The sequence below is a fragment of the Clostridium sp. genome, from assembly GCF_036642255.1.
Lineage (GTDB): Bacteria > Bacillota > Clostridia > Clostridiales > Clostridiaceae > Clostridium_J.
Map to the genome: position 1 here is coordinate 107754 of NZ_JAVWDJ010000003.1, position 24683 is coordinate 132436.

The following is a 24683-nucleotide window of genomic DNA, read 5'->3' on the forward strand; positions in this document are numbered from 1 at the left end:
ATATTTTGTTCCTATATTCAAGTGTTTATCAATATTTTTTGTTAAATTTATTCTCATTTAAGGGGTATTTTAGTCCTTTTGATCTTTTAAATGCTCTCAATAAAAATTACCGTCTGCAATTTTGCAGACGGTAGGTATTTTATATTATTATACATTTTATAAATTACAGGCATTTTGAAGCTTAATTAGCCTATCAAATTCTTCTTCAGGCACGGGCTTGCTAATAAGGTACCCTTGGAACATATCACACCCATGTTTCTTTAAATAGTTCAGGTGATGCTTTAACTCAACACCTTCAGCTATAACATTTAATCCTAATTGTCTTGCCATAAGAATAATAATATTAGTCATATTTTTTGTATCCTCTTCACATTGGATATCCATAATAAAAGAGCTGTCTATCTTTACAATATTTATTGGTAGCGTCTTAAGATAAGTAAGGGAAGAATATCCACACCCGAAGTCATCCAGTGCAATTTTAATATTATTATCTTTAAGTTCTTTTAGTTTATTAGTTACTGAATCCATAGATTCTATTAGCACTGATTCAGTGATTTCAATTATTAGAAGTTCCGGGGTTATACCTATTTTTTTTATAGTGTTAAGTACAAAATCAGTGAATTCGTTTTGCAATAACTGAAGCGGAGAAATATTTACTGATACATAAAAGTCAGTATGCCCACTATCATGCATCCTTTTGGCATATTCACAAGCACTCTCGAAGACCCATTTCCCTATCTCTACTATAGTTCCATTTTCTTCTGCTATGCTAATAAACTTCTCTGGAGGAACCATTCCTTTTTTAGGATGTCTCCATCTAATTAGAGCCTCACACCCTTTTATTTTTCCCACCGCAGTGTCAACTATAGGTTGATAATATAATTCAAATTCACTATTTTCAATAGCCTTATATAAATCTGCTTCTATTTCAAATTTTTCTTTTGTAGCTTCTCCCATTTTTACATGATAAAAAGAATTAGTACCCTTACCTAACTCTTTAGATTTGTACATTGCTGTATCAGCATTTTTTAACAACTCCTGAAAATTATCTCCATTTTCAGGATAGAGAACTATGCCACTGCTGTGTGTAACACGGAACATATGTGCATTAACAACAAAAGGACTTGCTAGAACTCTATGTAAATACTTTGATAGTTGCTCCACCTCATCTTTATCTTCAATATTTTCTATTAAAACAATGAATTCATCCCCACCTAATCTAAAGGAAGTAATTTTATCACTGTTCATTTCTCTTAATCTCTTTCCTACCTCTACAAGCAGCTTATCACCCACTACATGACCATAAGAATCATTAACAAACTTAAAATTGTCTAAATCCATAAAAATCATTGAGAATTTTCTGTTATTTTCATGGGCATCTTCAATCTTCTCTGGTATTACTTCAGTAAGCATGGCTCTATTAGGCAGCCCAGTTACAGAATCATAATAGGCTAAATCATGTATTTTTTTCTCATGCTCTTTAAGCTCGGTAATATCAGTAAATGCACCAAAGGTCGATATCGGCTCTCCTTTATGATTAAATTCACACTTTGTATTGGAAGATAACCATTTATAGCTTCCGTTTTTACACTTTACTCTGTATTCAAATGTCTTAAACTCTGCTTTCTCTCCAATTTGCGCTCTAATGCCTTCTATAACAAAGGCACGATCCTCTGGATGAACAATATTAAACCATTCATCAAGATTTTCCAATTCCTTTTCATTGTATCCAAGTACTTCATAAAGTTTTCCTGAGAAAAACCTTTTTTTATTAATTAGGTCACCTTCCCAAATAATATCTTTAGTAGCCTCTGCAACTATTCTATATCTCTCTTCACTTCTTTTTAGTTCCTCTTGCTTTTTAATTAACTCCTTTATGGTTTCTCCCATATCTTTCTCAAAAACTTCTATTTTTCTATAGCTTCCCATTATTCTGCTCCCTTATGAAACTGTACTACTGTGTTATAATGTTTTTTCTTTCGTTGTATGAATCCATATATTTTGTTATTATGTTTAATCTATCGTACACTTTTGCATAATATTTATATTACATACTTCCATATATGCTCTAGTTTTACAAAAATATAGAATATCAATATTAAACAATATTCCTAGGAAAATCACTTCAACACCTTCTATTTTCTCGTGGCATATAAAATACGACTTATAGCTATGCATTTTAGTCAAAGCTTTGGTAAACGTTTGCTTAACTTATTTAATTTCACCACATTTTTATGCTTCATGGCTAGCTTTCACTGTGTCATTGATTATAAATTATAAGTAATAATTGCTATATTTTTCTTTATTTCTTAACGTTTCTTTCTTCTAATATATCTCTGTATTTTCTGAAATAAATATTAGATTGCATACAAAAGCTATTGTTTTGTTATATGGTTACACACCTAATGAAATTTCAATTAGAAGTTAGGTTCTTTGAAAACTGAATATAATTTTTAAATGAAAAAGAGTTATGCACACCATAATGATATCTACAACTCTTTTTCATTTACTTATCTTAAATCTAAACATTCATTATATCACTATATATCTTTGTAACTTCTCAACTCTAAATGATCACCAGAATTACTTCTTCTTTTTTAATTTTTCTTCTGCATCTTTTATATTTTCAGCAACTCTAAATTTCACTATGTTTCTTATTAATTCATAAGGTATTGGCTTATCTAAAGGAAATTGCACTGCGCCCTTTGAACTTTTATATTCCGAAAACTCATGATTAAATTTTTCAACTCCGCTAGCTCCTGGATAAAACCCTATATGCTTTTTGTGAGCAGCAAAGTGTACCAAGTTTCCGTGTAGCGCAAAAGTAGGCATTTGCCAACTCATTTTTTCAGTAGCCCCTGGTGCTGACTCTTTAATAACACTTCTTAAGGTGTTAAGTTTTTCCTGAACTTCAGGAGGAAACTGCAGAATGTATTCATCAATTGTGTTAATAGTAATTTTATTTTCTTCCATGACTTCTCCCTTCATTTTCCGTTTTAGTTATCTTAATATCTTTTTATTCACCTTTATATGTGACTATATAAAAATTTCAACTCGTACATTTTTGCACTGGTACAGAATTCATATGACTTCTTTCTTTTCTCATGTGCTGACGATGGTGATGTTTAATATAAGTTATTTTTTAATTTCAACAGTGACTTACCATTAATTACCAATACATAATGCTATACTGCCCTTTTTTGTTCCCCAGTTTTTCTCCTATCATGTGGGGCTTAGAAAATGAGAGCATTGTTCATTAAACTATCTCTACATTCAAAATTCTACCACTAGCATACTTCTCTAATAAATTTATCGCATAATCCATATGTTCCTTGAGCTCCTCATCACCATTAAAGGAAATTATATTCATAATTATTTGTTTTGTACTTTCAGTTATCATTGCTCTTGTAGAATCTGAAGTTGTACTTCCAAAATAACCATTCTTATCCTTAAACACTGGCAAACTTTCAAGATTTATTGGACCTCTACCTATTCCTTCATAATAATCCCCTTGATTTCCTACAGTAAAATCTATACTAGAACTAATATTATCCAAGTCATATGTTCCAACAGAATAGCAGCTACTTAGTGATATCAGATTGTTAATATCTACTACATTGTTAACCTTATATAAACCATTTCCTTTTACTATTCGTTTTACTAAGGATTCAGAAGATAGCCTGTATCTACTTGGATCTTTTCCTAAGGCCTTATATGCTTTCCTTGAACTATCTATGTTTTTTATTTTTAATATATCTTCTGGTTCATATCTTTCCTCTATGACTTTACATTTCTCATCTATGATGTTCCACAATTCTTTATTTTCGCTTTCTACAATAACAGTAGCCTCAATACATCCTATAGTCACCTGTGGGCACTTTTCTTTTAGTTTTTCTGAAATTTTAATATCTATCATTGGTATACCTCTTTCATGAATATATAAATCTCTCACATCCATTATAATCCCTATATAATATACTTTCTAGTGTGCCATTTATATATTTCCCACATTTATGAAATTTGTACAAACATTTATTAAGAATTTGAATTTTTATTTTAATCCCTTAAATTAAGAAAGAGAGATGTTAGTTTCACCTCTCTTCCAAAATTATCTTTCTATTTTAAAACACCGATGATTTTTATTTTTAGTCATCAGAGCCTTGCATCTATCAATTATCCTTCACCTAATGAACTTTCTATTTAATTAAGAACCCCATTACATTCTTTACATTACAAATTGTATCACATGACCCCACAGATAGAATCCCCACAAATATCCCATAAATAACTTTCCTATAAATAACCACATCTTGAAATGAAACAATCCCAAGGATTATTCCTATGGGTATTGCTAAGAGGTGCGCATGCTTTCTTTTCATCCCAAATCTCTCTAAAATTTCAACTATGGTATAATCTATTGCTGCTAAAAGTCCTATTGCGTCAAAAGAAACAAACATAGACTTTCACCTCTTTTATATTGTTTTGTAATATAATATATGAGCTTGTACAATAAAGTTGCAAGCTTCCATAATCATATTTTCCCCCTTATTTCTCCACAGATTTGATACCATAATGTAAGCTTTTTATTGAGTTGTTAAAAAAGATTCCTTTTTATTATTGTATTTTATAAAGGTATTTGTATAAGATTCTTTCTTCTACTCTACACTTTAGTTTCTTCACTCTTATTATTGATATAAAGACTTGCATCCCTTCCAGAATTTTATAACCCTATTAAACTGTTTTAATATATTTCTATAGTAACAATAAAGGTTTTTTCAAATGTATCATAATATGAATCACAGCTTTTATATTTTACTTAGGATTATTTTAAATTTTTAAACATGAAAAAACTAAAATACTATCCAATTATAAGAATAGTACTTTAAGTTTTTAATCTTCTTCTTTTATAAAGTTAACTACCAACTCATAATTATTTAGACTTATTTTTCTTCCTTACAAACATATACACAACTCCTATACAAATAACAAGTCCAGTAATTGCTGGTTTAATAATTGATGCCCCAGAGTTTCCTGCAAAAGCTACACTCCAAATTATCTTGAGCACTGCAGCACCTATAATAACATAAATTCCATACTTTAGCTTTCTTCGCCAGAATGCTAGGGTTAATAGATAGAAAAATAAAGGTACTGATAAGCTAAGAAATATCTTTTGAAAATCCCAAGCACCAAAAGTATATGCCTTCTCAAAAGCTAAAAATTCTTCTACAGATGGTGAAACTACACCTGGAGTATTGAACCAAAACATGCTTGTGAAAAGTGCAAATATGGTAAAGGATATTCCCCCCAAGCTTTTTTTGTATGCGAACCAACAGATAGGAATTATAAACAATGGTCTAATGTACCAACTCAAAATATTTTCATGTCTGCCATAAGCCCAGTCTGAAAACTCCTTATTAGTCAAAAATAGTACTAAAAATCCTAATGTTAAAATTAAAAACAATACTGAAATAACCTTATCATTTTTCTTCAAAAATCTCTTCATAATTTAACCCCCTTTAATAATTAAATTTAATTTGATTTCATTCCATAGATGAGAATATCTAAAAGCTCATCAACCCATTCGTAGAGCTCTTCCTCATGGTTAACAAGGTTTTCAAATTCATATCGTTTTAGCATTTCATCTAGAACTGTTTGATTTAAAGTCATAAACATTTGCGCACAAGCCTTTGTATTAAGTTTCTTATTAATATCCCCTTTTGCTTTTGCAGACTCCACCAGCCCTATAAAAAAGTTTTCTCCTGCTTCATTTGCACCTTTTAAAATTTCTTTTTTTAATTCTTCATTAGTTTCTTTTGCAAATTGATTCCCTACAGCTGCAAGTTCAGGATATATAGCTGCAAATTGAATTCCTTTTTTAAAAAGAGTTTTCACTAATTCAAATATAGACAACTCTCTTAAAACTTCTGCTTCTTTTGAAAAAGAATTCATTTTCTCTTCTGTAGCTAAATCTAACACATATTTGTACAAATCTAGTTTATCTTCAAAGTATTGATAAAAGCTTCCCTTTGGTATTTTAGTAATCTTAACGATATTATTTAGACTGCTGTTTTTATAAGAGTTATTTCCAAACTCACTTAAGGCTGCCTTTATAATAATATTTTTCTTTTCTTCTGAAATCTTATGAAAAGCGTCTTTTGGCATGAAATTCATCTCCTCATGTTCACTTATAACTTTTGCTATTTATTTTATGACCATGTGGTCATTCATTAGCTTCAGTATATGACCACATGGTCATAATGTCAATATAATTATTATTTAGTACAAATACTTTTTAAAATCAAAAATATATTTCCTCTTATAACTATAATTTTTAACCATTTGCATCTTAGTAATAAAGTTTATCAATCTATTATGTCGCTTTAAATTAATTATCTCTGTATCCTTAGATGTAAATTCAATGTATATAATTTTCCGTATCACTACCAAAACTTCATATTTAAAACTACATTAACTCATTTGATACCCACGAATAAACACTTTAAATCCTGTAGTTATATTTTAAGCCACTTTTATTTTCCAACAAATATATTCTATCTTTTGTTGCATATAATATTATTACTATTAAGAATCACACTACATTGAATAAATAATCAACAATATTGGGGGTGGATAAGGATCTGCTAATATATTTTTTTATAACTTCATTCTTAACTAAAATTAGTTTATAGGGGGGCTAATACAATGACTAAAGCGAAGCCGAAAAAAATCCTTAGTTGGATTATCACATTAGCTTTGATTCTATCAAATTTTATTGGTTTCAACGGAAGCCAAATTGCAAAGGCAGCAGATGGAAATGGCAACATAGATAATCCATATACCGTTGCTCACGCTATCGGAATTCAAAATAATAGTATAGCTAGTGTAATAGGCTATATTGTCGGTCAACCTACTAGTGCAAATGTTGTATTATCAGGTTCATTTACTGGCGATACAGCTATAGCAATAGCAGATACAGTTGGAGAAACTGACGTTGCTAAAATGTTATATGTACAATTACCAACTACACCAGCTTACTTAAGAGCGGAATATGCCTTAAAAACTAACCCTACTAATATGGGTATGCAAATTAAAGTTACAGGCAATTTAACTCCTTACTTTACACCTCATTCAGGTTTGAAAAATACCACTTTTATTGAGAAGGTAGGCACTCCTCCAACACAAGTAGATGTTACTGGAGTATCCTTAGATAAAATTACTGTTTCTTTAGAAGAAGGACAAACAGCTTTACTTAATGCTACAGTACTTCCAGCAAATGCTACTAATAAAAAGGTAACCTGGACAACCGACAAACCTGAAGTAGTTACAGTTTTAAACGGTACTTTAACAGCTATTGGAGCAGGAACTGCAACAATAACAGTAACAACAGAGGATGGAAATAAAACTGCAACATGTAATGTTAATGTAACTCCAAAACCAGTTGGCGATTTTACTAAACCAGAAATATCAAATTTGAATCCTGCTAGTGGAGATAGTACAGGCCTTGTTACTAGACCTACTATTAGTGCAAATTATAGTGACCCCTCTGGCATTGACTTAAATTCAATAATTTTAAAAGTTGACGATGTAAATGTAACAAATTTAGCTACCATAACTTCTACTGGCATAACTTATGTTCCATCTATTGACCTTACTATTGGAGAGCATAAGGTAATGCTTGAAGTTAAGGACACAGTATCACCTTCCAATATTAGTATATTAGAATGGAATTTCTATGTTGGAGAACAGAAATTTAATTTCTACTTTGGAGGACTTCACAGCCATACTAACCTTTCAGATGGGACTGGAACTCCAGGTGAGGCTTACACTTGGGCAAGAGATAATGCAAAAGCTGATTTTCTTGCTATAACTGATCATTCAAATTGGTTTGATGGAGAAAAAGATTTAGGTAATGAAACTATTACAGACTTTAATTCTTCAACAAGTACAGAATGGAAAAAACTTCATGAAATTGCTGATACTTTTAATAAAGATGATGACTTCGTTGCTATAGGTGCCTTTGAGATGACTTGGAGTGGAAGTACTGGAGGATGGGGACATATAAACACCTTTAATACACCATGGTTTACTTCAAGAAGTAACCCAAAAATGGATTTAAAGAGCTATTATTCAAAACTTGCACAAAACCCTCAATCAATATCTCAACTTAATCACCCAGGCACAACCTTTGGAGATTTTTCTGACTTTGGTTATTACACACCAGAAGCAGATAAAGTTGTAAATTTAATTGAAGTTGGTAACGGGGAAGGCCCAGTTCGTGGTAGCGGATATTATCCAAGTTATGACCTTTACACAAGAGCTTTAGATAAAGGCTGGCATTTAGCACCAACAAATAACCAAGATAATCATAAAGGTATCTGGGTGAATGCAAATACAGCTAGAACCGTTATTTTAGCTCCAAATCTAACTAGAGATAGTTTATATGATGCAATGAGAAATAGAAGAGTATATGCCACTGAAGATAATAATTTAAGAATTGACTACACTATTAATAACAAGCCTATGGGAAGTATTTTAGACTCTCCTGATACCTTAAGTGCAAAAATAACTATAAATGATCCAGATGCTAACGATGTAATTGGCAAGGTGTCTGTAATTGTTGATGGTGGAAAGGTTTTACAATCTAAGACTTTTGCTACAAATTCAGCACAATGGGATATCTCTTTCCCTACAGGGTATAGCTATTATTATATAAGAGTAGATGAAAGTGATAAAGATATAGCTGTTTCAGCACCAATATGGGCAAGTACTGTGGTGCCAGTTGGAATATCAAAAGTTGAGGTTTCACAAGATCCTCAAATAATTAATACACCAGTAGAAATAGCTTCTACCATATATAACAATAGTACTCAAAGTTTAACCAATATTAAAGTTGAATACTTCCAAAATTCCGTTACGCCTGAAAATAAAATTGGTGAAGGCACTATTTCTTCCATAGCTTCTTCAAGCATGGGTACCTCAAAAATAACTTGGACACCAACACAAACAGGTGATATTAAAATTTATGCCCAAGCTATTATTGCACATGACGGAACAAATAAAGTGTTTACTCAAAGCACTACTTTTAGAGTGGCTCAGGCAGAGGATATGTTTAAAGTAGTTATTGATGCAGGTCATGTTAATCAGTACGTAAATGGTGATTATGCAGGAAAAATCTTAACCTTAACTTCTATGTTAAAAGATAAAAAATATATGCTAGTTCAAAATACAGATGAACTTACAGCACAAGATCTCCAAAATACAAATATATTAATGATAACAGACCCTCAAAGTGTAAAAAAGGATGCACTTACTCCAAGTAAATTTACTGATAAAGAAATTCAAGTTATTAAGAATTTTATAGATGGCGGTGGTTCTCTCATTATAACTTCAAGAGCTGATTATAATGATAAAGGTGTGATTGATTCAACCTATCAAAGTTCCGTTCAAGGTAATAGCATTTTAGAAGTTATCGGCTCTAATTTAAGATTCAATGATGATGAAGTTATAGATAAAACTTCTAATGGCGGGCAAGAGTTTAGATTATATTTTGACGACTACACTAGTTCTAAGTACAATTTGACTTCAAATGTTCCAAGTGGAGAAACTTATAGTTTCTATAGCGGTTGTTCAGTAGTATTAAAATCTGGTGGAGATGAAGCAACTATTGATTGGCTCGTTAAGGGGCATGATACAACTGAAATACTCGACTCTGATTTAGCTAATGACGCAACTCCGGTTGTTAAAGGAAATGTAAATGTTCTTGCTGCAGAAGTTCTTCCAAGTGGTAGTAAAGTTATTGTCGCAGGATCAACCTTCTTCTCAGACTTTGAAACTGCCTCTGTGGATAATGCTTATTCAAATAAGCTTATAACAGACAATATAATCTCCTGGATGTCCATCCCAGCCCCTGCTCCATTGAAATCCATAGCTGAAGTAAGAGCAGATTTGAATAATGATGGAATTCCAGATAACTACGGTAAGAGATTTACTATTGAGGGCAGAATAACAGCACAATCAGAAGCAGTTGTTCCTAAAAATTCTTTCTTTGAAGTAATTTATGTTCAGGATACCACTGGTGGTATTTGTATTTTTGGTGTTTCTAATACAGTACTTCCACTTGGAACTAAAGTGAGAGTTACTGGCACAGTAGGTCAATATCTAAACGATTCTCAACTTTCGCTATCAGATGAGAGCAAACAAATAGAGATAATAGACAATACCATCAGCCTAGTAGCTCCAAAGATCATGAGTACAAAGATAAGTATGGAGGAAGCTAGTGAAGGTTGGCTTGTAAAAATACAAGGCAAGGTAACAAGAATTGAAGGGCAAAATATGTTTATAAATGACGGAACTGGTGAAGCCAGAGCATACCTTGAGGGCTATATCAGCGATGAAACTGGCAATGATGTTACAAGAGGAAAATGGAATCCTAATATAAAGGTTGGCGACAATGTAAGTGTTATTGGTCTTGCATCACAAGACCCTGAAGGTCATAGATTAAGAGTTAGAAACACTTCTGAAGTAGTGCTTCTAGATTCAACTCCTCCTGTAATAACAATAACTGGAGTAGCAAATAATAGATTGTATAATGTAAATGTTACACCAGTAATTGCTGTAGATGATATTAATGCAGTTGTTACAAAGACACTTAATGGCAAACCATATAATGGAGAAACTATTACTGTAGATGGCACATACCAATTAGTGGTAACTGCTATTGATTTGATAGGAAATTTATCAAAAGAAACAATAAACTTTACAATTGATAAAACAGCTCCATTAATAACTGTTAATATTGCCAACGGTAGTATTTTCGAAAGACTAGGTACAATTAACATTATAACCTTAGCAGAAGACACTACCTCTGGAATAAATACATTAGAAATAACATTAGATGGTGCTAAAATAAGTAACAATGAGACAGTAAAACTTGAAACACTTGCTTTGAGAAATCATCAAATAGTTATTACTGCAGTAGACAAAGCAGGGAATATTGCAAGAAAAGAAGTGAATTTTACTATAACCGGTTCAAAGGAAAGCTTAACTAATTTACTTGAAAAATTCTACAATGAAGGCCTAATTAAAAACAAAGGTATTTACAATAGCTTAAATACTAAGTTATCTAAAGGAAATTTAACAGCATTTACCCATGAATTATTAGCACAAAAAGGTAAGGGTGTTGATGAACACGCTGCTAATGTGCTTTTAGATTATGTAAATTGGATTAACTGAAAATAAAACTTCTTTATGTAATAACACAGAATAGCTAATATAAAACAGGTTATAAGATATATTATTTTATCTTATAACCTGCTTTTATTAACGATAAGATGTTTTTATAGCTTTGATTTTTGTACCCGAATTTTTTGAATGTGGTGTTACTGGACAAATCTCTTTATTTACTCCCATAAGCTTATATATAGCCATTCTTGCAGCACGTACGGAATATTCCTCTGTAAATACCATATCCTCTGGAATTTCAACAAATTGACTTATCATTGCAAAGTTTGTTGAGCCCTCTGGAACCACCTGTGGTCTATCTTTCATTCCTCGAGGTTGGAACATGGAAATAATGTATGGCATCATACATGGAATAACATTAATAACATCCTTCATTATTTCGTCCTTTTCATTTTCAAAATGCAAGTGATGTAGAAGCTCGATTAACATCTCTTCCCCTGTACATTCCCTCATTGGCTTTTTAACATAATCTCCAACTTTATTTGTATTAAGTGCATATCCCCAAAATATAGTTTCATCATTACTTTGTGCTTTGAAATGAGGTTGGGCTGCTATAACTATTGACATTAGCCAATTTGAATCCTTAAAGGTCATTAATGCTCCACTTCCAGGCACGTTACCACTATATTTCTCAATTTTCTTAAGTAATTTATCGCCCTTCATTGTAACGGTGAAGGATTCCCAGTTTGTTTCTTCAGGATTTTTAAAGAAAGGCGTAGGATTTCCTAATCCCTTTTTCTTTTTAGCGATATTTGCCCAAAGCTCACCTGACATAGGTTTTTCTATCTTCATAGATGCCTTGGTTTTAAAATCTCCAAGGGTAGCATTATCAGTCATACAGCCATTTGTGACAATACAAATATCACCTTCATGAAGTTGGATATAATCATCTGTAACCCCATCTTTTGTATAATGAATTGCTGTTACTGTAACGTCATCTGACTCTTCAAAATCAAGATCTGTAACAGTGCACTTAAGCGTAAAATCTACTCCATGCTGATCTAGATAAGCTTTAATTGGTAATATTACTGAATCATACTGGTTATATGGAGTTCTTGTAACCCCTTCAAGGGTTTCAATTCTTGAGTATTCAAACATCATTCTATTCATATATCTCTTAAACTCGAATAAGCTAGACCATTTTTGGAATGCAAAGGTTGTTTGCCACATATACCAAAAATTAGTTTCAAAGAAGTGCGGAGTTTTTCTAAACCAATCACTGATACTCAAGTTATCAAGCTTCTCCTCTGGTGTTATCATAAGTTTAGCAAGGGCCATGCGGTCAGCTCTATTAAATCCCATAGACTTTACATCAAGGATTTTGCCTTGTTTATTTATAAGTCTTGCCTTTGCACAAGTTGGATGTGCGTGGTCAAATTCTAAGATTTCCTCTGTTACTGATTTACCTTTTATCTCTAAGGATGGGATAGTTCTAAACAATTCCCAAAAGTTTTCATAGGTTTCTTCGTTTAGCATTCGTCCCCCACGGCAAACGAAACCCTGAGTTGGATTTCCTATTCCATCATTACTTCCCCCTAAGATGTGCATCCCTTCAATAATGTGTATGTCTTTACCATCAAAGCCGCAATCTCTAATTAAATAGGCTGCACCAGCTAAGGAAGCTAAGCCACCACCTACAAAGTATGCTTGTTTATTACTTTTCATATTAGCCATATAAAGAACCTCCAATAAATGAAATTTATGCTTTAATCATAACTTCATTCTTGGAGGTTCACCATAAACAAAACTTCTCAAGTGTACAAACTTTAGACACTTATAGAAAAGTGTCTAAAAAATCTTTCTAAATATATTTATGAATTGCTTTTTTAATATCTCCTTCTATTAATTGATTTATATCATTTATTATGTTGCTTGGATTTTCTTTAGCTCCTTCTCGAATCCACTGAGTCATAATACCAATGAAGGCATAGCAGTAAAAGTTAGCTATAAATCGTTTCTCTCTCTCATTTACTTCATTCCCTTCAGCCACCTCATTTATAACACCAAGTAGCAAATCAAAGGTAGCATTATATAAAAACCTATCAAGAGGTTCTCTGCCTAATGAATTAAAACAATTAGCGCAAAATTCTACATTGTTCCCAACATATTCAAAAATGATTAAAAACCCTTGCTGCCAGGTTCCATAAGACTTATATTTTGCAATACTTTCAACAGCTTCTGTTTTATAAATCCATTCAACCAGATCATAGATGTCCTTGAAGTGATAATAAAAGGTTTGCCTATTAACACCACAATCAGCGGTCACATCTTTAACTGTAATATGATCAAGGGTAGATTTTTTCATGAGATTCTTTAGGGATTGTGCCAGTGCTTTTTTAGTGACTAAGGACATCACTCATTCCTCCTTTTAAACTTCTTCTTCATAGGACTGTGAAAATTGTCTACTATACATATTAAAATAAACTCCTTGGCAACGTATTAGCTCCTCATGACTACCACTTTCTACTATTTCACCATTATCAATCACCATTATAGTATCTGCATCACGAATAGTGCTAAGTCTATGAGCAATAATAAAACTTGTTCTTCCCTTCATCAGTTTTAACATTGCCTCTTGAATATTAAGCTCTGTCCGAGTATCTACACTACTGGTAGCCTCATCTAAAATTAGTATAGAAGGATTGCATAAAATTGCCCTGGCAATAGCCAAAAGTTGTTTTTGTCCCTGACTTAAATTACTTCCACTTTCAGAAAGCATAGTTTCATAACCTCTTGGCAAACGCCTAATAAAAATATCTGCATTTGCCATGGTTGCAGCTTCCTCCACTTCTTTGTCAGTAGCGTCTAGCCTTCCATATCTTATATTTTCTCTAATGGTGCCTGCAAAAAGATAGGTATCTTGAAGTACTATTCCAAAACATTTTCTTAAGCTATCCCTAGTATATTCCCTTATATCAATATCATCAATTAGTATTCTTCCCTCAGTGACATCATAAAATCTTGCTAATAAGTTTACAATAGTAGTTTTTCCTGCTCCTGTGGGGCCAACCAAAGCAATATTACTTCCTTCCTTAGCGTGAAAACTAACATTTTTAAGTATGGGAATATCTTTGCGGTAGCCAAAGGTAACATTTTCAAACACTACATCTCCTCTTGGATCTTTAAGTTCCACCGCTCCTGTGTTATCCCTTGGTTCTTCTTTTTCATCTAAAATTTCAAAAACTCTTTCAGCTCCAGCTACAGCAGATTGAAGAGTATTAAATATATTCGCTAAATCATTTAAAGGTCTTGAAAACTGCCTTGAATAACTTAAAAAACTAGCTATTACTCCTATGGTAATCATCCCTTTAACCGCTAGAGCCCCACCAACACCTGCAACTATTGTAAATCCTATATTGTTAATTACATTCATAAGAGGCATAATATATCCAGATAAAATTTGAGCTTTTATCCCCACATCACAAAGCTTATTATTAACTTTGTTAAATTCTTCAATTGCTTTATCCTCATGATTAAAGGCCTTTACTACTAAAATTCCTGATATAGTTTCCTCAATATGACCATTGAGCTTTCCTAGTTCTACTTGTTGGGTTTTAAATAGTACTTTGGTACTTTTGGCCACTGTACTTGTAAGTAAAAATACTAAGGGTATAGTTAGAAGACTAGCTAAGGTAAGAAGAGGACTTAAGTAAAGCATCATTACAAAGGACCCTATGATCACTATTACCCCTGACATCAATTGAATTGTAGACTGTGAAATTGTGGTGCTCACATTTTCAATATCATTAGATAGTCTACTCATAATCTCTCCATGGGTACGGACATCGAAAAAGGCTATAGATAGTTTTTGGAGTTTCTCAAATAAGGTATCTCTTAGTTTCTTAACTATCCTCTGGGCCACCCCAGCCATAAGCCATCCTTGAAAAAAGTTTATTACTCCATCAATAATGTAAGTAATAGTTAATATAGCTACAACAATCCCTAACACTCTAAAATCAACAGTTCCACCACTTATTGACATAGCATCTATTGCACGTCCTAGTAAATAGGGTACTGATAATCCAATGCCTGAACTTATTATTATAAAAATAAATATAATAAATAATAGTTTTTGTTCTCCACCAAAATACTTCCAAAGTCTTAGAAGCGTGCCCTTAAAATTCTTTGGCTTAACCACAGGTGCCCCCATAGGCCTTCTTCCACCAAAGCCTACACCTCTATTTAACGGACTTGGTACTGAGGCTTCAATATTTCTATTATTCTTCTTTTCCATGTTGTACCGCCTCCTTACCTATTTGAGAACGGAATATATCCTTATACACCTCACAGATTTCCATAAGCTCTTGGTGTTTCCCTATCCCCACAATTTCTCCATTCTCAAGAACTATTATCCTATCAGCACTGATAACTGAAGTAATACGTTGAGCAATTACAATGCAAGTGAGTTTATTAGAATATTCTTTTAGTGCATCTCTTATCTTTGCTTCGGTGGTCACATCCACAGCACTGGTGCAATCATCTAGTATAAGGATTTCTGGCTTCTTAATCAGTGCCCTAGCAATGGAAATACGTTGCTTTTGTCCACCGGATACATTTACTCCCCCCTGTCCAAGGATTGTGTTATAGCCCTCTGGCAGAGATGTAATAAACTCGTGAGCCTGAGCAACCTGAGCTGCTTCATTGATTTCTTCTAAAGTTGCAGCTTCCTTACCCCATTTTATATTATCCATAACTGTACCAGAGAAAAGTACTATTTTCTGAGGAACAATTGCTATCTTATCTCTCAGCGTCTTAACGTCCATATTCCTAATATCTCTATTATTTATTTTTATCTTTCCTGAATTAACATCATAAAATCGTGTAATTAAATTAACCATAGAAGTTTTACCAGAACCTGTAGATCCTATAATTCCAATAGTCTCTCCAGGTAAACTAGAAAAAGTAATATCTTTAAGAACAGGTTCACCTGAGGTGCCAGGATAAGAAAAACTAACATTTTCAAAGTCTAGTCTGCCTTTGATTTCTGATTCCTCACTACTATTTTTTAAATGATAATCTTGTGCAAATTCACTTTCAGCAACTACCTTTTGATCAAGTCTATTTTTACAAGAGGTTTTTTGAATAAGTTGATCTCTTTCAACTTCCTTAAAAGATGCCTCAACTCCCAAAGAAGTTACGCATTGCTCCCTAAGCTCATCCTTTGAGAAGTTTGTAGCCTTCCCCTCTGAAAGTGTTGTTAAAGTTTTCAGAGTATTTTCCTCTGTAAAAACTTCATCTATCCGTTCAGCAGATGCCTTAGCTCTAACAAACATAGTAAAAACATGAGAAATCATCATCATGGAGAAGAGTATTTGTGTCATATAATTTATAAAAGCAATTATTTCTCCAACTTGCATATTTCCATTATCTACTCTAATTCCACCTATCCAAATGGTTGCAACAATTCCTAGATTTACAGTAAGGGTAATCCCAGGTGAAAATATAGCCATTACACGCATGGCACTTATGGATATGTCAGATAACTCTCTATTTGATTTTTTAAATCGGTTTGTTTCATAGTTAAATCTATTAAAAGCCTTAACAACTCTAACCCCTGACAAATATTCTCTCATCACACTATTTACATTATCTAGGGCCTTTTGAATTTTTTTAAAGAAAGGATACCCGATCTTCATATTCATAACTATAAGCAATACTATTATAGGAATCACTATTAGAAATATCATGGACATTTTAGGATTAAGTCTCACCGCCATTATAAAACTTCCTACGCATAAAAGAGGAGCCTTTACAAATATTCTCATAAGTCCATTTGTAAAGTTTTGTACCATAGTTACATCATTGGTAAGCCTTGTGACTAAAGATGCTCCATCATATTTATCTAAACTTTCAAAAGAAAGACTTTGAACTTTACTAAAAAGATCCCCTCTAAGTTCTGTACCAAATTTTTGTGAAACTATACTTGCTAGGATGTTACGACTAACTGCACCTAAGGCTCCTAGTGCACTAATTCCAAGCATCACAGCACTCATCCGTAATACAAAATTTAAATCCTTATTTTTTACTCCTATATCTACTATTTTAGACATGATAGTTGGTTGCAAAAGGTCACAAGTGGCCTCTACAGTTAAACAAGCTACTGCAAGCAAAAACGGCTTCCAGTATTTTTTTATGTATTTATCTAGAAACTTCACTGCTTTCCCACCCCATTACTTCATTAATTCGTCTATGTAACAATTTTAAAATAATGTAATAAAACTTTTCCTTATGATTATTGATATATTTACTCCATTTAAGATATAAAAAGCTTCTACTTCAAAGGATGAAATAAATATTCAACCTTTAGTTTTTACATATCTTTATACAATTTTAATTATAAGATACAATTATTTATATTTCTATGAATTATTTAGATACTCTAAATATATTTTTCAACACGAATTAATTAATTCCTTTTTAATTTTATAATTTATATAATTTTCCTTATATTTGGGTAGCACGTTTATATCCTTCATAAATTTAAAGGTGAATTTCATTCACCAGAATAAAATTCACCCTTTAAATCACTTTTCAAAGAAATTTTTTATCTATATTAACAATTACAAGTATAAGTCCATGAGTATTTCATCATGAAAATTACCATCTATATTAAAAAAGTTCTTATGTATTCCAACTTTGATGAATCCAAATTTCTCATACATCTTAATTGCATTAACATTACTTGAACTAACACCAAGGCTTATATTTTTAATTGTGTTATGCTCCTTTCCGAATCTTATTAATTCTTCCATTACAATACTTCCAATACCAGTTCGCCAATACTCTTTTTTAACTGAAATTGAAATTTCACTATTATGGGCTATTCTTTTCCTATTATTGCTACTAATCTGTGCAACACTAATAATTTTACTATCTATAATTCCTAGAATCATAAGTGTATTAGGATCTTTGCTTATATTTTTAATGTATTCCATTTCTTGTTCAACAGTAAGGCGAAATTCATCTTTTCCAAATAGCAGGTTGTCACTCTCACCACCAACTGCATTAAGATATTCAACCATTTTTTCAGCATCATCTATAATAGGCTTCCTTAATATTAAATGATCACCATTTCTTAACTTTACTTCTTTTAGATTATTATTTTCTAACTTTACATCCATCAATATTCCTCCCCAATAATTTGTTATATAACAATATTCTTTACTAATTATATTTAGTAAAGTAATAAATCAATCTTTTAACTTTAGTTCCAAAAACCTTGTTCCTTTAATTGGATTATAAACATATGGCTCTATATCATAAAATCCAAATGATACATACTTACCAGGTAATGTGTTAAACTCTGCTTCGAAATTTTGAAAAGCAAGGTCTATTTTCAAAGACTGGGCGTATTCTAAGAAAAGCCCCTTAATTTCTTCTAACATATCCTGCCCAGTTATATGTTTAAAATCAATAATATGCTCCTTAATAACATCCATAGGTTCCATATATACCTCTCTTCTCATAACTTTTACTACCATTATAATATTATAAGTTGGATTTTATTATATTTCATATTCATTGTATAATTATATTTTACCATAAATTTTCTGGAGATATATTGGAAAATGCTGAGTTAATAATAGTTAATTTTCAACATTTATTGAATAAATACCTTTCAAAATATAGCAGCCTATAATTACTTACTTTTATTGTAAATTGCAATAAAAACTAAAGGCTTTTTTTCTCTTTAATATGATAATTTCAAAAATAGGACTTACCTTTTTAAAGTAAGTCCTAAACACTGTTTTGTTTTAAATATCTTAATTTGAAGCCGGCATAATAACTCTAATGAATTTTTCACTTGGTAACTTCTAAGCAATGCTTTAACTATTATCCATCAATGGTTCCTGTGGTTTTTTTATTCGCTTTTACTAAAAGTGTATAGCTATTTATCATTACAAACACTATTCCTAAAACCCCTAAGGCTTTAAAAGCAGTAGTCAAAGAATATTTATCTCCTATTATCCCTACTAAAGGGAATAAGGTAATCATAAAAAAGCTAAACACCATGCTTTGAAAGGATAGAATAGTTGCTCTATTTTCACTTGGTATCATTTTATTTATATAGTCACTCATGGAAACAAATATAATTCCTTCTGTTACCATAAGTAGAATGAAGAAAATATAATGAAATTTACTTAAAGCAATGCCCCAGATGCTTACCACTGTTAATATTGGTGTTATAAGCAGTAGGGCTTGCTCTTTTATTTTCCTCTCTAACGCATAGACCTGTGTTGACATCACCGCTGAACTTAGTGAACATGTTGCATATATAATTCCTATTATCGCTTCACTGTAGCCATCTCCCTTAAGAAAGTTTTGAAGATAAAAGAAAATACAAGTGCAAAAAGCTCCAAGTACTTCTGCAAAAATAATTAGGAATCCAACTTTAGGTTTATCTTTAATCACCTTAAGACTTGTCTTTACCTGCTGTATAAAAATATTTCTATGACCTTCCTCTTTATTTATTCTTCCTGACTTTGGCTCTTTAAAGGTAAAGGACTGAAATATGGTTAATAACCCAATTATTATAGTTATAATGAAAGCTATATTATAGCTCTTTGCAGCCAAGTATCCCCCTGCTAAAAAGGAAACGGTTCTGGCAACCTGAAAAAACAATTCCTTTCTACCGGATATTTTCATATAAGTGTTCTCTTCACCAACTTCTTTTAATGAATCATAAACCAAGGCATCTCCTGCACCAGACTCTAAATTATAAGAAATTGCAGTGAACACAAAGGATATAGCAAACCATAAAAAGCTATTAGCTGCTAGCAATAATATCACACTTACTAAGGAAAAAATTCTACCTAGAATTCTGCTTATTTTTCTTCCAAAGATGTCTGCAATGGCACCTGTTGGCACCTCCATAGTAAAAGAAGTCATATGAAAAATTGTTTCTAGAAGTCCTAGTTGAGTTAAACTCATTCCCTTGTTGGCTAAATAAATCATCCATATTCCACGGGTTAAATCTATATTTTGTAATAGTGTATACACATAATTTTTATAAACATTTCTTTTTAACTGCACATTGTAGTTCATAATTAATCCCCTCTCAATTTTTGATAACTTTAAATTGTTCCCGCCCTACCTCATGTGTCCAAACTATTATAAACCTTTTATCCACAGTAAACCTATAAATGCACATAAAAATACCCCTAAGTAGAATTACACTTAGAGGCTCATCTTCATTTTTGACATATATAATAATGGACCACAGCTTAAAAACATATTTATTGTTTCAAGCATATCAATTCATTATATTTTCTTATGTCTTTATTAATAAGAGAGTAAATTCTACATCATCAGGTTTACAGCATATTTAATTTTGGACGCACTTTCCCCAGTGTCTCCAAAAAAAATTGCTGTCATAGCTTGAGCTTCAGCTAAAAACTCTAACACGCTAGACCTGATAACAACTGCCATTTTACTCCCCTCCATTTCTAAAAATAATAAAATCATTATATTATATGATACTATTTAGGCATTTATTATAGAAATTTTATTATTTCTATAATAACAGTCTTAAGTGAAGTAACCTTAGTTAGTAAAAATTACTCTTAATTTCCTTCTCTTTTAGTCCATATAACAATATCATATCATAAATTCAATAAATTTCCAAACTAAATTTTAAATTAATTTTTACTTAAAAATTACATAGTATCTTTTTGGTTTAGTAACTATACTTCTCTCGGAACTTTTCATATTCTTTTCTACGTTTAAGCTAATCACCTTTCAATCATACCGAAGGATGGATTCTTTTCTTTTCTTGAATTTTACAATTACTGAAATCCTATTAATAATGCCTAAAAAATCTATATTGTATATAAAATCTTTTTATTGCTAAACAGCTCTTCTATTTCCGTAGTAAAGAACTCTTTTATTTCTGCTATACTTTCCTTTGGATACACATACTTACCATACCCAAATTGACCATATTTAAATTTACGTTCTTCATCATTCATAGGTAGCTTTGTTTCTGGGAATATCTCAAGTATTCTATTCTTTGCTATAGTTGTATACCTATGAGATATAATTTCAAAAGTTACTGGAAACTTCAAATCCTCTGGAAGCTTTTTGCTTAATTGCACTAACAAATCATGATACTCTTCCTTCCAATTAGGATAAATGAAAACAGGCGCAACTAAGAATCCAATAGGGTATCCTGCTTTGGCCACCTTTATACTTGCTTCTATTCTTAAGTCACGAGAAGCAGTATGATTTTCATATTGATCTATAACAGATGATGTATTAATACTAAACCTTATTTCTGTATGTCCATTATGCTCTATGTTAAGAAGAGAGTCTACGTCATTATATTTTGTTACAAATCTAAATCTAGCATTTGGAGATTTTCCAAAAAACTCTATAGACTTTTGCAGTGAATGCGTATATGGTTCTATAGGTATTGGATCTGAAGTAGCTGCTCCTTCAAATATAGTTATTTCAGGAAGCCTTTCATCAATATATCTCTGAGCTTGATTAAGAATATCCTCTATATTAGTATGTACTTTTACAAATGGCTTATCTCCTAGTTGAGTGTTTAAATAGCAATACTCACATTGGCCCATACACCCTGATACTAGTGGAAGTTGATAGTGGGCTGAAGGTTTGCAGGACTGAAACTTTAAACTTTTCTTTGGTCCAACTACTAGAGTCTTTTTACCTTCCCTATATTGAGAAAATAAATCCTCACCAGGAATGTGTTGTTTAAGCTTATTCGAAGTCAAGTTTATTATTTCAACCTTATCATCATCCTTAAATCTATTGAAAATCTCCTTACCCATCTCATAATTCAATGAATCTTTCTCAAATATAATTCTTTTAGGTTTAAACATATATATCACTAAATAAACCATGATTGAACTCTGATTTATTTTCTCCTTTCCATATTTTCATTTGTAAAATTCTTTGCTGAAGGCTTAAATTGTGCAAAATTTCTACTAGACAAACTTAAATTGTAACCAAATATAGCTACAGCAGTACTAATGAAAACATTACAAATAAATCATTTGTATAGATATTTTCTCCTAAACTTAAGGGAATATGCTAGAAATGCATCTAGGAATTTGGGTGTACGGTGGGCTTACTGGTACCTGAACAGATTTCTTGTTTATGTGGCTTCAAAAGGTTGGTAACAGTATATTTGTTTCTTCTTTCTTAGCAAAAATAGTTAATAATCTTTTAGATAAAATAGGATCTTGTATTTTAATATGGGCATTAATAAAATCATTACCAAAACAATTTACTAAAGATAAATTATTTAGTAGTAATATGTAGTTAATACTTAGGAAATGAATGTACTTATACCTATAAATATTCTAGTTAGAACTTTTATTTTTTAACTTTTTTAATAATAAATATGATGACTTAATAGAAAAACCGCACTTTTATTATAGTGCGGTTTTTTATATGTTACATTAATATAACTATTTGCATAAAACAGTATAAGTTACTTGTAATAATGAAATTCCTTCCATTTATTCGCCAATTCTTCATTAGGGATCCATGAAGAAATGTTCTTATCTTTTTTAAACTCTGAAACAGGAGTTATAGATCCATCAGTTCTATCTCCAATCCAAACATTGGACTGTTTTATATCTTTAAGCACAATTGGCCCCTTTGATGAATTAGATTTCTTTGGAACTCTTTGCTGAATAATTTCCTTTAACCATGGAATGGCTAACTCATCTGTTTTACCTATTACATGTCCAGAGAATGCTTCATTAGCTAAACACCAAAGAGGATCCTTATTTATATATTTATTAAATAAATCCTTAGCTGCATCTTTTCTACGTGGCAAATCATATGCTCCAGTAAAGTATAATGCAGGTATTTTTAATGCCTCATTATTTGCTTCTGCAAAATAATATCCCCCTTTTACAGCAACAAATGTAATAACCCTCTCAGGCTTCCAACATGCAAACTGATAATTAAATTGTCCTCCAGCAGAAAATCCCCACATGGCTAAGGGAGCAAATTCTATTTCAGGATGCTTTGACTCCTTGGCAAAATATGCTAGGGCATCTAGCATTGCTTCACCACTTCCAAACTCTGCCTGCCAGTATGGTATATCATAGTCCTCCTCAGTTCGGCTTTTCATATGGGAAGTCAATAAAACAAATTGATTTTCTCTTGCGATTTCCTTCCACTTTTCTTCCTCCATCATTGGAATACTACTATATTCATAGCCTGCTCCTAGGTATAATATGCCCCTATAGGTTTTTATATTTTCGGGGCACCAAACCGAAAACTGCCCATAAGAAAAATTATCTTTTTCTGTAGGAGTAGCTGTAAATGTAAATATCTTATCTTCTTCCAGAGTAGGTGCTTGTCTACTACAAGCCATTACAATTCCCATACCAAATATGATAACTAGAGCTATACCGAATTTATTAATAATTTTCATAACCCCGCCCCCTAAATACATTACTTTTTACCAATATATTAAAATCATTTAATGCTACATAGTTATTATATGTCTTAATATTCGTCAATATAATAGTTGAATAATTAATATTATTAGTTTTCAATGATAAAGATTAATTCATTCTTTACCTCCTATTCCTTATATTATAATCTTCACTTTTCTCATAAATGAAAATAATCGTAGTTTATTTTCACCTTAATTATAACACCAATTCCAATATTTGTATAAAAAAATACTTGGATAATGGTTACTATTCTTCTAAATCAGTTAATTTTTATCTACGCAATATCTTTCGATATTGAAAAATCAATATTGACATTTCATAATATTGAGCATAGTATAAAATTTTACACCGTATAATAATATATCAAGTATAAATAAATTGAATTTTAGGAGGTTATAAATATGAGCAGAAGAGAACGAAAAAAAGAAGAAACCCGAGGAAATATAATAGATACTGCCGTTAGTTTATTTGAAGAAAAAGGTTTTCAAGAAACCTCTATGGAGGAAATTGCAGAAAAGTCTGATGTGTCAAAAGGTACTCTTTACAACTACTTTCAAGATAAGGAATCCATATTAGTGGGGTATTTTCAAACAATCATTGCTGATTATTTCGATGAAATCAAAGAATCCCTTATGGTTAATATGAATATAGAAACAAGACTTTATACTTTATTAGGTTTAATGAGCAAAATTTTTAAAAATCATGATGAATTAGCACTAATTTATTTTAAGCATAGAATGAAATCTCCTATTGATGTGAATCTAGTGGATAGCTCTCAGCGAAGTGGAGTTGAAAAATGGGTGCTAGAAATCATGGAAAAGGCTCAGGAAAATGGACAACTTAGAAGTGATATACCTGCTTTAGTATTAACACGAAACTTTCAATTCCTAGCCATGAGCTTTTTTGTTTCAAGTATATATACGAAAGAAACCCTTGATATAGAGTACATAAAAACTCAATTGATTGGACTGTTTTTAAATGGGGCAAAGCAATAATCATTTGAAT

The 24683-nt window shown here is 31.7% G+C and carries 18 protein-coding genes; 2 read left to right on the forward strand and 16 right to left on the reverse strand.

The window, feature by feature from the left end; genetic code table 11:
• Positions 1–156 precede the first annotated feature (156 nt).
• From RR409_RS02365 to RR409_RS02390, 6 genes are all read right to left on the reverse strand, one after another.
• Positions 157–1929 (reverse strand): EAL domain-containing protein, encoded by a 1773-nt coding sequence (locus tag RR409_RS02365; RefSeq protein WP_332556114.1) that lies wholly within the window; start codon positions 1927–1929, stop codon positions 157–159.
• A 654-nt stretch (positions 1930–2583) separates the two neighbouring features.
• Complete coding sequence (locus RR409_RS02370; RefSeq protein WP_332556115.1) at positions 2584–2973, reverse strand: DUF1801 domain-containing protein; 390 nt, start codon at positions 2971–2973, stop codon at positions 2584–2586.
• A 283-nt stretch (positions 2974–3256) separates the two neighbouring features.
• Positions 3257–3916, reverse strand: a complete 660-nt coding sequence (locus tag RR409_RS02375; protein WP_332556116.1) for a phenylalanine--tRNA ligase beta subunit-related protein — start codon at positions 3914–3916, stop codon at positions 3257–3259.
• Positions 3917–4196: 280 nt separating this feature from the next.
• A complete protein-coding gene (locus RR409_RS02380; protein ID WP_332556117.1) occupies positions 4197–4457 on the reverse strand; it encodes a hypothetical protein in 261 nt (86 codons plus the stop codon).
• Positions 4458–4930: 473 nt separating this feature from the next.
• A complete protein-coding gene (locus RR409_RS02385) occupies positions 4931–5503 on the reverse strand; it encodes a hypothetical protein (protein ID WP_332556118.1) in 573 nt (190 codons plus the stop codon).
• 26 nt (positions 5504–5529) lie between these two features.
• On the reverse strand, positions 5530–6162 hold the full coding sequence (locus RR409_RS02390) for a TetR/AcrR family transcriptional regulator (RefSeq protein WP_332556119.1): 633 nt from the start codon (positions 6160–6162) through the stop codon (positions 5530–5532).
• Positions 6163–6702: 540 nt separating this feature from the next.
• Here RR409_RS02390 and RR409_RS02395 point away from each other — a divergent pair.
• On the forward strand, positions 6703–11232 hold the full coding sequence (locus RR409_RS02395; protein WP_332556120.1) for a CehA/McbA family metallohydrolase: 4530 nt from the start codon (positions 6703–6705) through the stop codon (positions 11230–11232).
• Between the two features lie 87 nt (positions 11233–11319).
• Here RR409_RS02395 and RR409_RS02400 read toward each other — a convergent pair whose 3' ends face one another.
• The 10 genes from RR409_RS02400 to RR409_RS02445 all read right to left on the reverse strand — a co-directional run bounded on the left by RR409_RS02400 (position 11320) and on the right by RR409_RS02445 (position 23653).
• On the reverse strand, positions 11320–12915 hold the full coding sequence (locus RR409_RS02400) for an oleate hydratase (RefSeq protein ID WP_332556121.1): 1596 nt from the start codon (positions 12913–12915) through the stop codon (positions 11320–11322).
• Between the two features lie 127 nt (positions 12916–13042).
• Complete coding sequence (gene dhaS, locus RR409_RS02405) at positions 13043–13594, reverse strand: dihydroxyacetone kinase transcriptional activator DhaS (protein WP_332556122.1); 552 nt, start codon at positions 13592–13594, stop codon at positions 13043–13045.
• Positions 13595–13609: 15 nt separating this feature from the next.
• Positions 13610–15475 (reverse strand): ABC transporter ATP-binding protein, encoded by a 1866-nt coding sequence (locus RR409_RS02410; protein ID WP_332556123.1) that lies wholly within the window; start codon positions 15473–15475, stop codon positions 13610–13612.
• The gene (locus tag RR409_RS02415; protein ID WP_332556124.1) at positions 15459–17396 is read right to left on the reverse strand and encodes an ABC transporter ATP-binding protein; all 1938 of its coding nucleotides are present in this window, start codon (positions 17394–17396) and stop codon (positions 15459–15461) included. The genes RR409_RS02410 and RR409_RS02415 overlap by 17 nt, the downstream gene beginning before the upstream one ends.
• Positions 17397–17801: 405 nt before the next feature.
• Positions 17802–18362, reverse strand: a complete 561-nt coding sequence (locus RR409_RS02420; RefSeq protein ID WP_332556125.1) for a GNAT family N-acetyltransferase — start codon at positions 18360–18362, stop codon at positions 17802–17804.
• Between the two features lie 69 nt (positions 18363–18431).
• Positions 18432–18707 carry a hypothetical protein gene (locus tag RR409_RS02425; protein WP_336745755.1) on the reverse strand — a complete coding sequence of 92 codons (276 nt, stop codon included), beginning with the start codon at positions 18705–18707 and terminating at the stop codon, positions 18432–18434.
• A gap of 367 nt (positions 18708–19074) precedes the next feature.
• A complete protein-coding gene (locus tag RR409_RS02430; protein WP_332556126.1) occupies positions 19075–20286 on the reverse strand; it encodes an MFS transporter in 1212 nt (403 codons plus the stop codon).
• Between the two features lie 255 nt (positions 20287–20541).
• Positions 20542–20670: a hypothetical protein gene (locus tag RR409_RS02435; protein ID WP_332556127.1), complete on the reverse strand. Its 129-nt coding sequence runs from the start codon at positions 20668–20670 to the stop codon at positions 20542–20544.
• Positions 20671–21059: 389 nt separating this feature from the next.
• Positions 21060–22082 (reverse strand): spore photoproduct lyase, encoded by a 1023-nt coding sequence (gene splB, locus RR409_RS02440; RefSeq protein WP_332556128.1) that lies wholly within the window; start codon positions 22080–22082, stop codon positions 21060–21062.
• 614 nt (positions 22083–22696) lie between these two features.
• Positions 22697–23653 (reverse strand): hypothetical protein, encoded by a 957-nt coding sequence (locus tag RR409_RS02445; protein WP_332556129.1) that lies wholly within the window; start codon positions 23651–23653, stop codon positions 22697–22699.
• A 426-nt stretch (positions 23654–24079) separates the two neighbouring features.
• Between RR409_RS02445 and RR409_RS02450 the strand changes: the two genes are divergently transcribed.
• The gene (locus RR409_RS02450; protein ID WP_332556130.1) at positions 24080–24673 is read left to right on the forward strand and encodes a TetR/AcrR family transcriptional regulator; all 594 of its coding nucleotides are present in this window, start codon (positions 24080–24082) and stop codon (positions 24671–24673) included.
• The last annotated feature ends 10 nt before the right edge of the window (positions 24674–24683 follow it).